This window comes from Enterococcus sp. MMGLQ5-1 (assembly GCF_013155265.1).
Lineage (GTDB): Bacteria > Bacillota > Bacilli > Lactobacillales > Streptococcaceae > MMGLQ5-1.
The window spans coordinates 137,139-153,151 of the sequence record NZ_JABJXU010000004.1; the positions used below are offsets into that span (position 1 = coordinate 137,139).

Below are 16,013 nucleotides of genomic sequence, written 5' to 3' on the forward strand. Positions count from 1 at the left end.
GCAGATATGTTTAAAAGAAGTATTGATTTATATTTAAAAAAGTATTTTGATTTTAAATCAGAAACAACTCTTGATGAGTTTTATCCAGTTGCTATTATTTTAGTTTTGATTAATTTTATAGGAGAATTTTTAACTAGAGGAACAGAGCGCCTTGCTATTTTTCCAATTGATAATATTTTTGGGATTGTCTTTGGTCTAATCAGCTTATTCTTATTGATTCCAACGCTTGCCCTGTTGGTTAGACGTTTTTCTAATGTGGGTTTTTCATGGCGCTTGTTTGTTGTCTTGCTCGTTTTATCAGTGATTCCATTTATTGGGTGGTTTGCCCGAGTGATTGTAATATTAATTGTAATCCAGGCTGCTGGCTTCGCTAGAAATGTTCATCTGAATATCGGTAATACGACCTGGTATAAGAAATAGTAACCAAAATTAAAGCTGTTAATCGAGCTGATAGGAAGGTGGGAGCAAGCTATGCTTGCCCCCACTTTTTAGTCTGTTATATAATTTTGCGAGCTTCAGGTCAAATACATCATGCTGGTGATGACTTTCTATCCAGCTTTGACGCTTCGTTTTCACTTTTCTACCCATAAAAACAGGGCATTTCGTAACTCTAAAATGAGATGAATTATTTTGACTTATACTGAGTTTTTCTAATATGTAAAATCCGTAAATTACGAATATTAAACTAAGGGAAAAGTTATGTCACAGCCCATTTTTTGTTATTTAGAATTGTTCTAAGCGCTGATTAACATTTTTAAAATGATTTTCAAATTCGACAATGTCATTCAGCTTTGAAAAGTTAATTCGAATGGCATTATACTGTTGCCCGAAAATAAAGCTTGGTGCAATAAGTAATTTTTCTTCGATAAAATAATCAAATTCAGTCCTTGATAGATCACGTTTATAGGTTAACCACTGATAAAGTCCGCCATCAATCCTAGCTGGTAGCCAGCTAGGATATTTTGCGATGACTTCTAATAATTCAATATGCTTGTGTTTAAGCACTTGATTAGTCTGATTAATTTTATTTTGAAAATCAAAGGCATTAAAAGCTTGTGCAGCAATGATTTGCGGAAAAATATTAAGGTTAAAATCCATCAACTCTCTCGCAGCGGCTAGCTTTTTAACCATGAAAGGTGGCGCGATACACCAACCGATATTGATATTTTTTCCTAATACTTTTGACAGTGAGCCTAAATAAATGACATTTAGGCTATCCATACTTTTAAGCGGCTTAATTTTTTTATTTGTAAAATTAAAAAGCTGAAAAACATCATCTTCAATAATGGGAATTTGGTAGCTTGCACATATTTGAATTAATTCTTGCCGATTTTCAGAGGTTAGAGTAATACCAGTCGGATTGTGGAAATTAGGATTTAAGATTAAAAATTTGATTTTATTCTGCTGAAAAGCTTTTTCTAATGCTTGGATATTGATTTTTTTTTGTTGAATATCAATAGGTATTTGAATGGTTTTAATTTTTGCTGACTGAAATAATGAAAGCCGATATAAAAAGGAAGGTGTTTCAATGGCCACAGTATCTCCTGGGGACAAGAGGACTTGAAGGATGAGAAATAATGCCTGTCTAGCACCACTGGTAATTAGGACCTCATCTGGCTTGATTTGAATATTTTGCATCCTTAGGTGCTGACAAACTGCTTGCTTGAGCTCGGGTAAGCCAGCAGTATCTTGACTCATATCGGCTATTTCAGTCCAATTGAAGGCTGGAAAATTGAAGTTTGGAATTAAGCGTGAGGAGAGTTCGCCGGTATATAGATCCATCGCTTTTTTTTTGTACTCGACCACTTTTTCTTGATATTCTGCTTGTGTAGAAATCGGCTGATTGGTTAAGGTTTGGTACCAATTGGTCTGCCCCTCAAAAAGTAGGTTATAATGTTCGCTAACATAGGTCCCACTGCCTACACGGCGCTCTAGAATACCGAGTGCGGTTAATTCTTCATAGCTACGAATAATTGTTGAACGATTGACTTTGAATTGGCTGGCCAGTTTTCTTTCACTTGGCAATCGACTGCCGATTGGATAGTCACCTGCTTTAATTCGCCGTTTGATTTCTTCGATAATTTGCATATATTTTGGTTTTGGTTTCATCTTTAATGCTCCTTTTGAAAATTGGCTGGTTTAATAGCAACCAATTGCTTATAAATGTAGTGTAGACATTTTTGAAAATAATTGCAAATTGGTCTTATTAAAGAGTGAATGTGTTAAAATAAGGCTATGAAAAATGAGAAGATGATTATTTTACCCCTATCAGAAATTCGAGCTAATCCAAATCAGCCACGCACTCATTTTGATGAAAATGAATTGAAGTCCTTGGCACAATCCATTAAAAGCATTGGTTTAATTCAACCAATCATCGTCCAGTCCTCCTCGCTTTTTGGTTATGAAATAGTGGCAGGTGAACGTCGCTTTAGAGCAAGTGCATTGGCTGGTTTATCAGAAATTCCAGCAATTATTCGAGACTTCACTGCTGACCAGGTGGAGACAGTTGCGCTATTGGAAAATATTCAGCGTCAGGATTTAAATCCGATTGAAGAGGCACTGGCTTATCAAAATATTATTAAAAATCAGGAGCTAACTCAAGAACAGCTAGCTGAGATTGTCGGTAAATCACGCACCTATTTGACCAATATGCTGCGGCTATTAAGCCTACCTGAAAAAATTCAAGACGCAGTTAAAGACCAAAGGCTATCTAATGTTCAAGCACGTACTTTACTGGGCATAAAGGATAAGCAGGCACAGCTTGAATTGGCTGAGAGAGCAATTGCTGAGGGCTTGACGGTTAGACAGCTAGAGCAAATTGTACGTCAAATAACTAAAAAAACAACTGTACCAAGTCTGGATAAGAATTTATTTATTTCAGACGTTGAAGAAAAGTTAAAGCAGTATTTCGGTACGATTGTCAAAATCAAGGGCAATGAGTCCAAAGGGAAAATTGAATTAGATTATGCTGATTTGGATGAATTGAATCGAATTTTAGAACTTTTAGGAATTAGTGAGGAAGCATAAAATGAGTGAGCAGCTACAATTAAAGGATTTTCAATATACAGAAATTGGTCATCAATTTAAAATTTTGAACACTATTGCTGTTAATATCTATGGTCGCCTTGCAGAGCCAGAGGAAACTGTTGCAGGGGTTATTTTTGAGATTGAAACGCTTGAAACTTCACCAGTTGGTCGAAGAAGAACGGAAGTTAAGATCTTTGGACCAAGTGGTCAAATTGATGTTCAGCCAGGTGATTTAGCCGAATTTTCGGGATTAATTGCCAATCGAAATGGAGAAGCGATTTCATACATTGCCAAGGCAATCCAAATTTTGTAATGATAGGATTAATAAGAAGGGGGTAATTGATGAATCTATTAGACCCAGTCAGTGTTTTAGCGGGCGTTGGCCCTAAAAAAATGACTGCCTTAGCAACCTTAGGTATTAACACGATTCAAGATTTATTATTGAATTTCCCTTTTCGCTATGAGGATTTTGCCAGTAAGTCAGTTTATGATTTAACTGATGGTGAAAAAGCGGTACTCGTCGGGCAGGTTGTAACAGAGCCGATTGTTAATTACTTCGGCCGTAAACGGAATAAATTAACCTTTAAAATTAAGCAAGAGGATGCAGTAGTTGCGGTATCCTTTTTTAATCAGCCCTATTTAAAGGATAAGGTTGCGGTCAATTATGAAACAATGATTTTCGGAAAATGGGATGATACTAGAAAAGCCTTAACAGGCTTGAAAATACTTGGCGCTAAATTTCAGGCTGGTGATTTTCAAGGTATTTATCATACAAATAAAAATGTTAAACAAAGTGAGCTAGAAAAATTAGTCAGGCAGGCATTAGACCTTGGCTATTCAGAATTATTTCAAGAAATTTTACCGAATAGCTTATTGAGTCACTATCATTTAATGTCATATCGTCAAGCGGTTAGAGCTTTGCACTTACCAAGCAGTGAAGAAGAATATCATCAAGCTGGTCGGCGGATGAAGTATCAAGAATTATTACTGTTTCAATTACGCCTTCAATCAATTCGTTATCAAGATCGACAGCTTGATAGCGGATTAACGATTAATTATTCGACTGAAGCAGTCAATCAGCTGCTCTTAAGCTTACCATTTAGTTTAACCAAGGCGCAAAAACGTGTTTTAGAAGAAATACTGACTGATTTGCAATCACCCTTCCATATGAATCGCCTCTTGCAAGGTGATGTTGGGAGTGGTAAAACTGTAATTGCAGCAATTGCAATGTATGCAAGCTTTACTGCTGGTTTTCAGTCTGCTCTAATGGTGCCGACAGAAATCTTAGCAATTCAGCATTTTGAAAGTTTACAAGGTATTTTTGGAAAGGCTGTTAAAATTGCTAGGTTAACCAGTGGCATGAAAGTAAAAGAAAAACAGCAAATTTTAGCTGAAATTGCTAATGGCCAAGTTCAAATGATTATTGGTACACACGCTATTATTCAAGAAGCAGTTGCTTTCTCTAATCTAGGCTTAGTAATTACTGACGAGCAGCATCGCTTCGGTGTTAATCAGCGAAAGATATTCCGTGAAAAAGGTCAAAATCCAGATGTTTTGATGATGACGGCGACACCAATACCGAGAACATTAGCAATAACGGTTTATGGTGAAATGGATGTCTCAATTATTGATGAATTGCCTGCTGGTCGTCTGCCTATTCAAACAAGATGGGTTAAACATGAAGTCTTGCCAAAAGTGCTTTCTTGGCTTCAAAAGGAGTTAAATCAAGGGCATCAGGCTTATTTTATCTCACCATTGATTGAAGAAAGTGAGCAGCTTGATTTGAAAAATGCGACTGAATTATATGAGGAACTGAGTCAATTTTATCAAGGTAAGGCTCGAGTTGCTTTATTGCATGGCAAACTAAAAAATGATGAGAAAGATGCGATTATGCAGGCTTTCAAGGCACACCAGATTGATATTCTTGTATCGACAACAGTAATTGAGGTTGGTGTCAATGTACCAAATGCAACGGTAATGGTTATTATGGATGCGGATCGCTTTGGTTTAGCGCAGCTGCATCAATTACGCGGTCGTATTGGTCGAGGTGAGGCAAAGTCTTATGCGATTTTAGTTGCCAATCCAAAAACAAAGCAGGGTAAGGAGCGTTTAACCATTATGACGGAGGTCAGCAATGGTTTTATACTTGCCCAAAAAGATTTGGAAATGCGTGGTGCTGGTGAGGTATTTGGTCTGAAGCAATCAGGCCTACCAGAGTTTTTAGTTGCTGATATTGTTAACGATGGCAATATTTTAGAAGCGGCTCGTCAGGATGCTGAAAAAATATGGCAAATCCAGAGCTGGCAGGAAAAAGCTGAATTTCATGGTTTAGTCAGAACTTTGAATGAATCTAAGCAATCGATTTTTGATTAGTCGTTCAATAGTTGACAAACGCATGATTAAACATGTTTTAAACTTTGTTTTTATAAATTTGCTTTATTTATAGGTATATTAAGATGTTCATTGATTTAAATTTTTAAAATTAACCAAAAAACTAACCAAGAAATTAATTTTTATTGAGATTATTTTAGGAGTATTTTCGTTATAATAAACATAAAATAAAGCCCATAATTCAGAATTATGAGCTTTTATTGTGTATTATTAATTGGATTTCCAACATTAATAAATAGATGAATAATGTTTTATTTTCAAGTCATTCATTAAAAACATCAGCATTTGTCTCATCTTTAGTGTATAAGAATACATTTTTATATTTGTAGTCAGTATCCATATGTAGAACTGATAAATTATGTTTTATTCGTTATTTTATTATATAAAATTTTTTTCTTTATTTTGTTTTAAGTTAATTTATTGAAAATAATTGTAATAAAATTTCTTGGTTGTGCTGGTGAATATTTATAAATCTATTTTTCTCTTAGGTCAATATAAATTATTTTTTATTATATAAATAATCTTTTATATTTGTTTATTTTTTTTAAAAGTGTTAGCATTAATTTATATGAAATGAAAGAGTGGATTGATGTTTATGAAGAAAAAATGGAAGATCATTATTACTATAATGATTATTTTATTAATAAGTGTTCTATTTTCAGTTTTAGTAAACAATCAGTATATTGTAAATTTAAATTTTATGAATCCTGTATACTATCCTTTAATTGGACAGTGGATTCCTATTTACTTATTTTGGAGTAGCATATTTTTTATAAGCTGTTCTTTAATCACAATTTTAATTATATTATTTTTACCAAGTAATTTTACAGAAATTCTTTTAAAAGATTCTGGTGGTAAATTAATTTTAAAAAGAGAAGGAATTGAAGGTTTAGTTAAAAGTTCTGTTCAAGAATTTAGCTTTGCTGATATTTCAAAAAGCAAGGTTAAATTGTCAAATAAAAAAATTAAAATTAAACTATTTGGTGATTTGAAGCAACAGGGTAACACCATAGAAAAAACAAATGAGCTGACAAATAAAGTTAGAAATGACATTCAAAATTTTTTAGGAATAACGAATCAAATTGATATTCATGTGATTTTTAATCAATTAGAAACAAAATCTTCTAAGAAGCGTGTTCTATAAAAAAGGAGAGAACGATGCAAAAAATATTATTAGAAAATATATTGCCAATTACTGGTGGTATCTTTGGTTTAGTTTTGGCAATACTTTTTTTTACTTTTGGTTTTTTTAAAACAATTATAGTTATTATTTTGATTGTTCTAGGAGTGCTATTTGGTTTGTACGTTAAAAGAAGTGATTTACTGGGAAAATATTTTCCAGATAAATAGATATTTTTAATATAAACAGAGGAGGATTATTAACATGGAAAAAACTAGTGGACAAGAAACAGCTTTAACAGGTGTAAAAGGTGAATTGACATTTGATGATAAAGTAATTCAAAAAATTATTGGCATTGCATTAGAGAGTATTGATGGTTTATTAGCAGTTGATGGTGGCTTTTTTTCTAACCTTACTGAAAGGTTGGTTAATACAGATAATGTAACCTCAGGAATTGACGTGGAAGTAGGGAAAAAGCAAGTTGCTGTAGATTTGGACATTGTCGCAGAATATGGTAAAAAAATTGAAGATATTTATAGCGAAATAAAAAAAGTAATTGTAAAAGAGGTTAAATATATTACGAATCTTGAGGTTGTGGAAGTCAATGTTAAGGTTATTGATATCAAATCTAAAGAACAATACGAAAAGCAATCAGTTACTGTGCAAGATAAATTAGGTGATGCAGGTGAAAGTATCGCTGAGGTTACTTCAAAACAGGCTGAAAAAGTAAAGTCAACAGTTTCAAAAACAGCAGGTAAGGCTAAAGATAAAACGGAATCACAACTAGAACCTAGGGTTGAATAATTGATTCGAAAATTCTAGGGTAATTATCCATAGATCTAGACACTTCAAAAACGAAGTGTCTTTTTTTATTAAATTCTACAATTTTTATTGCTGAATTTTTTTATTAAATTCACGAATTGCTTATCTATAATAATGAGATCAATCAATATTTGATTTCATTATTAAATTTATCTTTTAGACAGAAAAAATGTCTTAAGTTAATAAAAAACTCCTAATTTTTACATTTTAAACTTCATTTTTATAAATTTTCTTTATTTATAGGTATATCAAGATGTTCATTGATCTAAATTTTTAAAACTAACCAAAAAACTAACCAAGAAATTAATTTTTATTGAGATTTTTTTAGAAGTATTTTTGTTATAATAAACATAAAATAAAGCTCATAATTTAAATAATTATGAGCTTTTATTGTGTTGTATTATTAAAATAATTGTTCAATAATTTGTTGAGCAACTTCTTTTTTATTATTTTTAAAAATTAATTCTTTCCCAAAAGATTTTTTTAAAATAATTGATATTTCTTTAGCCGATTCATCAGTAGAAATATTTTTCAATCGTATTATACATTTTTATATTAATTATTTTAACAATCTAGTCATATTTAAGAATGTTTCAATGGTTATAAAATATATCTATACTGCTTATATTACTTCTTGAATCGTATTCAGAAATGATTTTCCCCCATTTATAATCAGCATTGCTTTTAATATTGTTTTCATCTAATATTTTATCATGAATTATTTTCCTATTTTTTTCATTAGCTTTAGAAATATTTTGATTACAGTTAATAAGAGACACACTGTATAATTTTCTAGTTTTAAAAAATAAATTTACATAATAGTTATAATTATCTATTTTTTGTTTTTTATTTAAATATATTATTTTTATCCCATCTTGACCGTTATAATATACACTTTTTTTAAAGTCATCAAATGTGTATTCGGGATACACGATTAAATTTTCATTTATTATTAACTTTCCTGTTATGACGTTTAACATTCTTTTTTCCTTAATTTAGTTAGATAATTTGATTAAATTATTAATCCCACGATCCAATTCTTTATTTATTTCGTTTATAGGAGTGTCCACTATATCATACCAACTATATGATATTTTAGCTTGATTATTTTCAAATACAGCAATCTCAAAGGAAATAAATTCGTAAGGTGCATAAGTCGCTTTTTCAACTACTATTTCAGCTATACCTTGATTATTTTCAAAATTAATGACAAGTCCATTGTCCTGATTACGTATAATATTTGAATTAATGTAATTATTGTTAAGATAATTCTGACTTTGGTCATACCATTTTAGGACAAACGCTTTAATTTCTTGAAATTTTTTTTCTCTATCAATCATATTATTTACCATCTTCTCCAAAATCTTCATCTAACCAATTTATTTTTTTTACAATAATCATTATTAATTTAAATATTTAAATCTAATTCTTGAAATGTACTTTGAGTAGCCATTTCTACTAATTTTAAGCCAAATTGTTCAATTAAACCTATTTCACTATCAATATAAAAGCAACATCTATGTTTTCTTTCGTCATTATCTGCTATTTCCATGTATACTTATATTTTTATTTTTCCAGTTTTATCTGTGGGTAAAAATTTTAATGAGAATGCTGGAGTATAATTTCCATCTTTATTACCAAATTCAACATAACATGAATTAGTAAAATTATATGAAAATTCTTTAATTATTTTTCCATTATTTTCTAAATCTGTATCTTGAATATAACATAATTGATTTGCAAAAATAAATTTTGATGTTGCTTATATTCTCAATTCTAATAATCCATCATCTTCCCAATTTTTTGTAATTTTAATATTATTCATAATATTCCTTTCATGCTATTTAAATTTAAAATCATCAAATACTCCAGTTTTTTTGTTATAAACATAATGGATACATATCTGTTTTTTGTTCATAATCATTAATCGTTCTAGCCCATGCCATATTTTCTTGACTTGACATTGTAAAAGTACCTGTACTAGTATTAAAAGCTGTTTTAAACTTTTTTTTTATAAATTTGCTTTATTTATAGGTATATTAAGCTATTTATTGATTGAATTTTTAAAAAGTAGCCAATAAACTAACCAAGAAATTAATTTTTATTGAGATTATTTCAGGAGTATTTTGTTAGAAATATATATAAAATAAAGCCCATAATTTTAATTATGAGCTTTTATTGTATTTGATTATCCAATAAAAAATAGGTACACAGCAAAATAGACTATCTCATGTTTATTTTATTGATATTGTTCCATCTTACAATCTTACTTGTAATTAATAACAAGTAATGCAATATTTTCTCTTTTATTAAAAATTGATTTAATATTTCCCCACGCATAATCTTCTGATGAAGATAACTCTTTAACAAAATTATCATTAAATTTTTTGCGCATTTCTTCTGTGCTAATATTTTTATCAACACAATAAAATTGAATTTGAGAGATTTTTTTTTCTTTAAATAAAAAACCTAAGTAAAAATTATGATTATTTATAATATTTTCTTTTCTTATCCAAAAAAATCTAGATAAATCTTGTTTTTCATATAATGATGTTTTAATGAATTCATCTATTGTTAAATTAGGATGAATTATTATATTGTTATTAATACTAAATCTTCCATTAAATTGCATATTTATCACCTCAATTTTACATTTTGTACTGGAATAAGAATAAAATAAAGCCCGTAATCATAATAATTATGGGCTTTTATTGGGTATTATTTATCGGAATTCAATTATTATTCTAATACTGAAACTAAGATAAATTATTCATTTTTTCTTTATTATCAAGGTATTTTTTTAAAATAAAAAGTGAATTTTCTATATCCTCTAAATTTCTTCCTCGGGCGTATTCAAGTACTAAAGCATCTTCTGAAGATACATATGAGTATAACGGAGAATATCTATTTCCTTTGGAATCTGCATTATAGCCATCATTATTTTCTAAATGAACGTCAATTCCAAACGCTCCTCCCGGTCCATAATTCATCATTCCCTCAGTTCTTGTTTCACTGATTTGTAACGCAGTTTTTATTTCGTTATATTCTATATATAGAATGAAGTCATCATATTCCCCATAATAATTTTCTTCTATAATTTTATATTGGTTTTTCAGAATAGACTTTAATCCTATTAGTAGATTTTTATAACCTAATGATTTTTTTATCTTTGCTGGGAATTTCAATATCATTTTCCTCCTTTAGATAGCTATATCTCCTTTTCCTTCAAAGAATATTGGTACTTCATCTCCAAAATATAGAAACTGGAAGTCAAATATCCTTGCATTCCAATAATCTATATTTTCAATTTTTGTTTTTTATTTCCTCCATTTTACTCATATAATTCTCTTAAAAGTAAAATTATTCTTTATATAATCTATATTTTTTTGCCACTATTCAATATTAGTAATGAAACTTATAAAACATATATATCATCATTTACTTTAAACTTATCTGCTTCCAAAACTACTAATTTCCTCCAAATTTCTAATATAACTCTTCCACACCATTATATTGCTTTAACCAAGATTCTTCTTTGCATTCTATAATTAATGATTATTATAAGTTGTATTTTGTATAAAAATATTAACATCTTTATTATGCTATAGTTTTAATGTTGGGAGGTTTTATGAAAAAGAAAAAATTTTTTTTATTTCAAGTGATTGAAAATCTTTACTTTTCAAAATCCTTCATTAGCTTAAAGGAAGTTTTTTACCTGTATTTTATAACTCTTTATCAATTTTCCAATTTAAGTCCAAATCATCTTTCATTTTGCTATAAAAAAATTGTAATAATTAATTATACCAAGCTCTCTTTATTAGCAAAGGTTTTTTTGCGACTGATATATGCATATCTTCTGATAGAAGAAAATCAAATGCTGCTTTTCCAATTTCATTTGGTAGAAAATCAATACTTGAAAATTTCATTAGTTCGCTGTAAGGAGTATTTCCTTCTCCAATAATTTTAAAATCTTTGTTGTGAGTAATACCAAGTTTTTTTAAGCCAGAAATTATACCGCTAGCAACCTCATCACCATTTGCGAAAATAAAATCGGGAACATTGCTTTTAGAAATTTTTGTCATTGCCCAATGATAACCATCAGAATATTCTGTTAATCCTGTAAAATAATTAACATCTTCTTTTGGTGTTCCAAAGTATTTATTATAACTATTAAACTTATCTAAAGTGCTCTTACTGAACTCTGGTTTATCCTTTGTCATAAAAATCACTTTGTTAGTACCTGTTTTTGAAATTTCTGAAAATAAATGACTATAAATTTTTTTTCGATCAGGATAAATTGTAGATAATTTTGAAATATTACTCTTTTCTGTACCAATAATCTTACCATCCAATTTAGTGGTTAATAGTTCCTCCAATTGTTTTGAATATTTAGTAATTATCAAACCATCAATTACTCTTTTTTCTAGAAGACTAAAGTATTCTTTTTCTTTATTTAATTTATGATACGTGGGTAAAAATAGTACCTGATAATCCATTTTAGTTGCTTGGTACAAAATACTGTTAGACAATTTATCATAACAAGAGTTATTGTAAGGTAGTGTTACGCCAATCGTGTTATTTTTTCCTTTGCTTAATTTAATTGCATTTCCATTAGGTATGTATCCAGTTTCTTCAATGACACGTTTTACTTTTTTTCTATTTTCTTCTGAAACATATTTTTCACCATTCATAACACGAGAAACTGTTGATTTAGATACTCCAGCTTTTAAAGCAATTGATCGTATATTTTCCATTTGATCACCTTTTAATATTTTTCTTGACATGGGACGCGTTCCATAAAATATACTACTATCGAAAGGTGGTAATTATAATGGTGATAAAGATGATAGTAGTGGATATGGATGGTACATTCTTAAATGATAATAAACAATATAATCATGACCGATTTAATCGTTTATTTAAAAAAATGGAAGCCTTGAAAATTAGATTTGTTGTCGCAAGTGGGAATCAATATTTCCAACTCCGTTCTTTTTTTCCAGATATTTATCAAAGTATAACATTTATCGCAGAAAATGGTGCAAATATCGTAATAGGAGATCAATCATTTTACAATGCTTCGTTGGCAAAGATGACTGTTACAAATACTTTAAATTTATTGCAAGATTTGCAACCAATAAATTTAATTGTTTGTGGTAAAAATAGTGCATATATTTTAGAAGGAAGTACAAATGAACAGTTAGATGTGGCAAAATTTTACTATCCAAAAATTAAAGTATTAGCTAGTTGGGAAAATTTGTATAATGAAAAAGACGATATATTAAAATTTGCACTTTCCTTTAATGATAAGGATATAACTACCAAGCTAAAAATATTGAAAAATGTTTTAGGCAATACGTTAATTCCTGTTTCTAGTGGTCATGGTGATATTGATCTAATTGTACCTGGTATTCATAAATACCATGGCCTACAATTATTAAGTAAAGAATGGCAGATTTCTGAGGATGAAATTGCTGCATTTGGTGATAGTGGTAATGATTTTGAAATGATTAAGTATATTAAACATAGTTTCGCAATGGAAAATGCTCAAACCGAAATTAAACAGGTTGCAAAAGAAACGATTGGTTCTAATAATTCTGAAAGTCTCCTTGATATAATTGAAAAAATCATAAATGAGGCGATCAAATGCGCACATTAATTGAAGTTACAGATCATCTACGATTAGATTATTATTTTGTTGATCTAACTGTCAGACAAAATATATTAATTATAAAATCATTAAGAGGACTAGTTAAAACTTTATCAGCAGAAATCCCTTTAGATAGAATTGAAATTTTACAATATAAAAAAAATGAAAGATATTCATTCATTTATGAAGGTATTACTTATACGATAGTTGACTACGGTAACGGTGTATTGAAAAACTTTCCATAAATTAAGCGTTTTGTTAATATGAATTTAATATTATCATGAATTACTTCGAAGAATTATAATTGTAACAATTAACATGTAAAGGGCCATATTAAAATGTAGGAAAAAGGCCAACGAAAATGTAGGCTCATTTAAAATCTGATATCCTTTGTCATGAACCCATTCAAGGAGAGTGAAACATGAGAAAAGATGTCTTAGAAGGAGTCCTGCTACACATTCTGAACGAAATCCAACCTAATTTTGCAGCCCTCGCAAAACAATATAATTGTGACTATCGAACAGTAAAACGATATTATGATGCAGGTATGGCCAATAATTTAGATCAACTTAGAGAAAGAAGAATTACCGTTCCTCCGCTGCTTCTCGGATTTGAAGAAATTATTCGAGATAAACTAGAATTGAAAAATTGCGTTTTTTCTTTAACATAAATCTTTCTCACTCCCTTTTCTCTATTAATTATAGTAATAAGCCACAAGACAATTGATAATGATAATCACTATCAATTAAGGAATATAGAAATTCTTTTTATAAAAGTCAATCCATTATTAATAATAAATTGACTTTTTCAACTAAAATTTTAGCAATAAAACTAGCTATGAATAAAAAACAATTGTGAAATATTTAATTATATTTTCTATAATTTAGAGAAAATTTTAATAATCTACAAAAAAAATCTCATTTTTACAAGCTTTTGACTATTGTAAAAAACATCAAACTAAACTCGTAATTTCTCACATTAATCATACCAATTAGAGAACAGAGAATAGCAATTATATTGGCCTTTTTCCTACATTTTAATATAGCCCTTTACAATTTAATGATTCAAACAATATTAGTGATATCTATTTTTAATGTTTAAATTTTGTCTTGATTGGAATTATCCCTAAGAGCAATAGCAAACCCACTACGCTTACATATGGATTAAAAGTTGAACCAGTTGTTGGCAACTTATTATCACTACTACTTGCATTCGCATTAACAGTATCACTATTTTTTGTATAGACATAAGTAACTGTTTGTTCTTGATCTGTAAATGTACCTGTTACATTACCTTGAACTTCCTTAAAAGTATAACCTTCGATGGATAATTTTTCTGTTGTAAAAGCATCACCAATGTCACCAGATAGAATTTTTTTATCTGCAATCGAATTGCCATCTTCATCGAGATAATAGACGGTAACGTCTGCATTTTTATTGTAGTAATATATTACTGTTTGTTCTTCTACTTTAAACGAACCTGTTCCATTTTCTGGTAACCGATTTGCATCTAAAGTATAGCCTTCGATTTGTAATTTATAATCCAAAGAAGTTGTATCGAATGCTTCATCATAATATCCTGTGATACTCTGTGAATCATGAATTTCATTATCTTGCTGATCAAGATATTTAATTGTGACAACTCCCGACGTCCGCTCCCAAATATAAGTATCAGGAATAGTGCCATCGTAACTATCCATAAATACTGTACTAGAGTCGTAAACATTGTTTGTTTTCAATCCAATCCATCTACCTGTATATACATTACTAGTAGTATTAATTTCTGAAAGATCTGCACTTGATGCGAATATTGAGTTTTCTCCAAGAATAAGTGATGAAAGACTATTGCAGCCGGAAAACAAATCATTTAATGCTTCTTGACTTCCTATTTCACGTGCTAAACTTGTGTTAAAACTTGATAAATTAATTGTTTTCAAAGATAAACACCATGAAAATAAACCTAAAAATCTTTCTACATTATCTGTATTAAAATTTGATAAATCTATGGTTATTAGTGACTCACAATTCGAAAACATTAGTGCCATATCAGCAAGATTGTCTGTTTTAAAATTTGACAAATCTATAGTAATTAGATTCTGCATCCCAGCAAACATTGCGTTCATAGTTATAACATTCTGTGTGTCCCATTCAGAAACATCAATACTTGAAAAGCCAGTATTGTTGAATGTGCCATCCATATAAAAGACATTAGAAGTATCCCATCCAGTTGTATTTAGTGAATTAAGACTGTTACAACCATAAAAAATATCACTTATATCTGTTACATTAGATATATTCCAAGCAGAAAGGTCTAATGTCTGTAATGAAATACATCCTCTAAATAAACCGCTCATATTTTTTACATTACTAGTATCTAATTTTTCAATATTATTAATTGTTGTTAATTCAGGAAGATATGCAAATAGATACATGGATATGGCATTTGCTTTAACATCACCAGTAAAAGTTATTGTTTGAATTTGATCTGCGTATTCTCTCCAGGGACTAGGATTTCCTTCCGAGTTAGTAGCAGCCAATACACCTGAATCAATTTGCAAATCTCCATTACCTAGTAAAGTCCAATTACTTGTTCCGAGGGTGCCACTAGCAATTTCATCTGATACATTGATGAATTCTGTATAACCTGATATCTGCTGATTCTCTAAGCTACTTTCGGTTGAATCTGTAGTTACTATTTCAATGTCTTGCAGTGAATTCTGTTCAGTTCCAACATCTGATATCTGTGGATCTTCCATGTTATTTTCAGATGAGTCTGTGGTCACTGTTTCAGTGCCTTGCAGCGAATCCTGTTCAACTGCATAGATAGTTGCTGTTGGTGATAATATTAATATATTTAATACTATTATTAAAGAAAAAAATTGATAAATTTTCTTGTTCATAAAATCTCTCCTATACTTATTTATAAATTAATCTACTAAATGGATTGAATATTTCTAAATTCAAAATTAATGAATATATTTTAATTTTCAATATTTTTTTATTCAGT

At 29.6% G+C, this 16,013-nt stretch carries 18 protein-coding genes; 10 read left to right on the forward strand and 8 right to left on the reverse strand.

Annotated features, from left to right (window positions below):
* The first annotated feature begins 6 nt into the window (after positions 1-6).
* On the forward strand, positions 7-420 hold the full coding sequence (locus HOY35_RS06005; protein WP_172211327.1) for a DUF805 domain-containing protein: 414 nt from the start codon (positions 7-9) through the stop codon (positions 418-420).
* Between the two features lie 303 nt (positions 421-723).
* On the opposite strand, the gene HOY35_RS06010 is transcribed toward HOY35_RS06005, so the two are convergent.
* The gene (locus HOY35_RS06010; protein WP_172211329.1) at positions 724-2,109 is read right to left on the reverse strand and encodes a PLP-dependent aminotransferase family protein; all 1,386 of its coding nucleotides are present in this window, start codon (positions 2,107-2,109) and stop codon (positions 724-726) included.
* Positions 2,110-2,235: 126 nt separating this feature from the next.
* On the opposite strand from HOY35_RS06010, the gene HOY35_RS06015 reads away from it, so the two are divergent.
* From HOY35_RS06015 to HOY35_RS06040, 6 genes are all read left to right on the forward strand, one after another.
* Complete coding sequence (locus HOY35_RS06015; RefSeq protein WP_172211331.1) at positions 2,236-3,027, forward strand: ParB/RepB/Spo0J family partition protein; 792 nt, start codon at positions 2,236-2,238, stop codon at positions 3,025-3,027.
* A gap of 1 nt (position 3,028) precedes the next feature.
* Positions 3,029-3,340: a hypothetical protein gene (locus tag HOY35_RS06020; RefSeq protein ID WP_172211333.1), complete on the forward strand. Its 312-nt coding sequence runs from the start codon at positions 3,029-3,031 to the stop codon at positions 3,338-3,340.
* A gap of 29 nt (positions 3,341-3,369) precedes the next feature.
* Entirely contained in the window at positions 3,370-5,400 is a 2,031-nt protein-coding gene (gene recG, locus HOY35_RS06025; RefSeq protein ID WP_172211335.1) for an ATP-dependent DNA helicase RecG, read from the forward strand.
* Positions 5,401-6,007: 607 nt separating this feature from the next.
* A complete protein-coding gene (gene amaP, locus HOY35_RS06030; RefSeq protein WP_172211337.1) occupies positions 6,008-6,562 on the forward strand; it encodes an alkaline shock response membrane anchor protein AmaP in 555 nt (184 codons plus the stop codon).
* Positions 6,563-6,576: 14 nt separating this feature from the next.
* Positions 6,577-6,768, forward strand: a complete 192-nt coding sequence (locus HOY35_RS06035; RefSeq protein WP_172211339.1) for a DUF2273 domain-containing protein — start codon at positions 6,577-6,579, stop codon at positions 6,766-6,768.
* A gap of 34 nt (positions 6,769-6,802) precedes the next feature.
* Complete coding sequence (locus HOY35_RS06040) at positions 6,803-7,342, forward strand: Asp23/Gls24 family envelope stress response protein (RefSeq protein ID WP_172211341.1); 540 nt, start codon at positions 6,803-6,805, stop codon at positions 7,340-7,342.
* 421 nt (positions 7,343-7,763) lie between these two features.
* Here HOY35_RS06040 and HOY35_RS13615 read toward each other — a convergent pair whose 3' ends face one another.
* The 6 genes from HOY35_RS13615 to HOY35_RS06065 all read right to left on the reverse strand — a co-directional run bounded on the left by HOY35_RS13615 (position 7,764) and on the right by HOY35_RS06065 (position 12,114).
* Positions 7,764-7,895, reverse strand: coding sequence for a hypothetical protein (locus HOY35_RS13615; protein WP_283770049.1), 132 nt, complete (start codon positions 7,893-7,895; stop codon positions 7,764-7,766).
* A 58-nt stretch (positions 7,896-7,953) separates the two neighbouring features.
* On the reverse strand, positions 7,954-8,340 hold the full coding sequence (locus HOY35_RS06045; protein ID WP_172211343.1) for a hypothetical protein: 387 nt from the start codon (positions 8,338-8,340) through the stop codon (positions 7,954-7,956).
* 15 nt (positions 8,341-8,355) lie between these two features.
* Positions 8,356-8,700, reverse strand: a complete 345-nt coding sequence (locus tag HOY35_RS13400; RefSeq protein WP_213173257.1) for a hypothetical protein — start codon at positions 8,698-8,700, stop codon at positions 8,356-8,358.
* Between the two features lie 926 nt (positions 8,701-9,626).
* On the reverse strand, positions 9,627-9,992 hold the full coding sequence (locus HOY35_RS06055) for a hypothetical protein (RefSeq protein ID WP_172211345.1): 366 nt from the start codon (positions 9,990-9,992) through the stop codon (positions 9,627-9,629).
* A gap of 124 nt (positions 9,993-10,116) precedes the next feature.
* Positions 10,117-10,545, reverse strand: coding sequence for a hypothetical protein (locus HOY35_RS06060; RefSeq protein ID WP_172211347.1), 429 nt, complete (start codon positions 10,543-10,545; stop codon positions 10,117-10,119).
* Between the two features lie 609 nt (positions 10,546-11,154).
* A complete protein-coding gene (locus HOY35_RS06065) occupies positions 11,155-12,114 on the reverse strand; it encodes a LacI family DNA-binding transcriptional regulator (RefSeq protein WP_172211349.1) in 960 nt (319 codons plus the stop codon).
* A 77-nt stretch (positions 12,115-12,191) separates the two neighbouring features.
* Here HOY35_RS06065 and HOY35_RS06070 point away from each other — a divergent pair, with 77 nt between their 5' ends.
* The 3 genes from HOY35_RS06070 (at position 12,192) to HOY35_RS06080 (ending at position 13,677) form a co-directional block, all read left to right on the forward strand.
* The gene (locus HOY35_RS06070; protein WP_172211351.1) at positions 12,192-13,016 is read left to right on the forward strand and encodes a Cof-type HAD-IIB family hydrolase; all 825 of its coding nucleotides are present in this window, start codon (positions 12,192-12,194) and stop codon (positions 13,014-13,016) included.
* A complete protein-coding gene (locus HOY35_RS06075) occupies positions 13,004-13,252 on the forward strand; it encodes a hypothetical protein (protein WP_172211353.1) in 249 nt (82 codons plus the stop codon). Before HOY35_RS06070 ends, HOY35_RS06075 begins: the two co-directional genes overlap by 13 nt.
* A gap of 176 nt (positions 13,253-13,428) precedes the next feature.
* Positions 13,429-13,677 (forward strand): hypothetical protein, encoded by a 249-nt coding sequence (locus HOY35_RS06080; protein ID WP_213173258.1) that lies wholly within the window; start codon positions 13,429-13,431, stop codon positions 13,675-13,677.
* 420 nt (positions 13,678-14,097) lie between these two features.
* Here the strand turns inward: HOY35_RS06080 and HOY35_RS06085 are convergent, their stop codons facing one another.
* Positions 14,098-15,906, reverse strand: coding sequence for a MucBP domain-containing protein (locus HOY35_RS06085; protein WP_172211355.1), 1,809 nt, complete (start codon positions 15,904-15,906; stop codon positions 14,098-14,100).
* Positions 15,907-16,013: the final 107 nt, after the last annotated feature.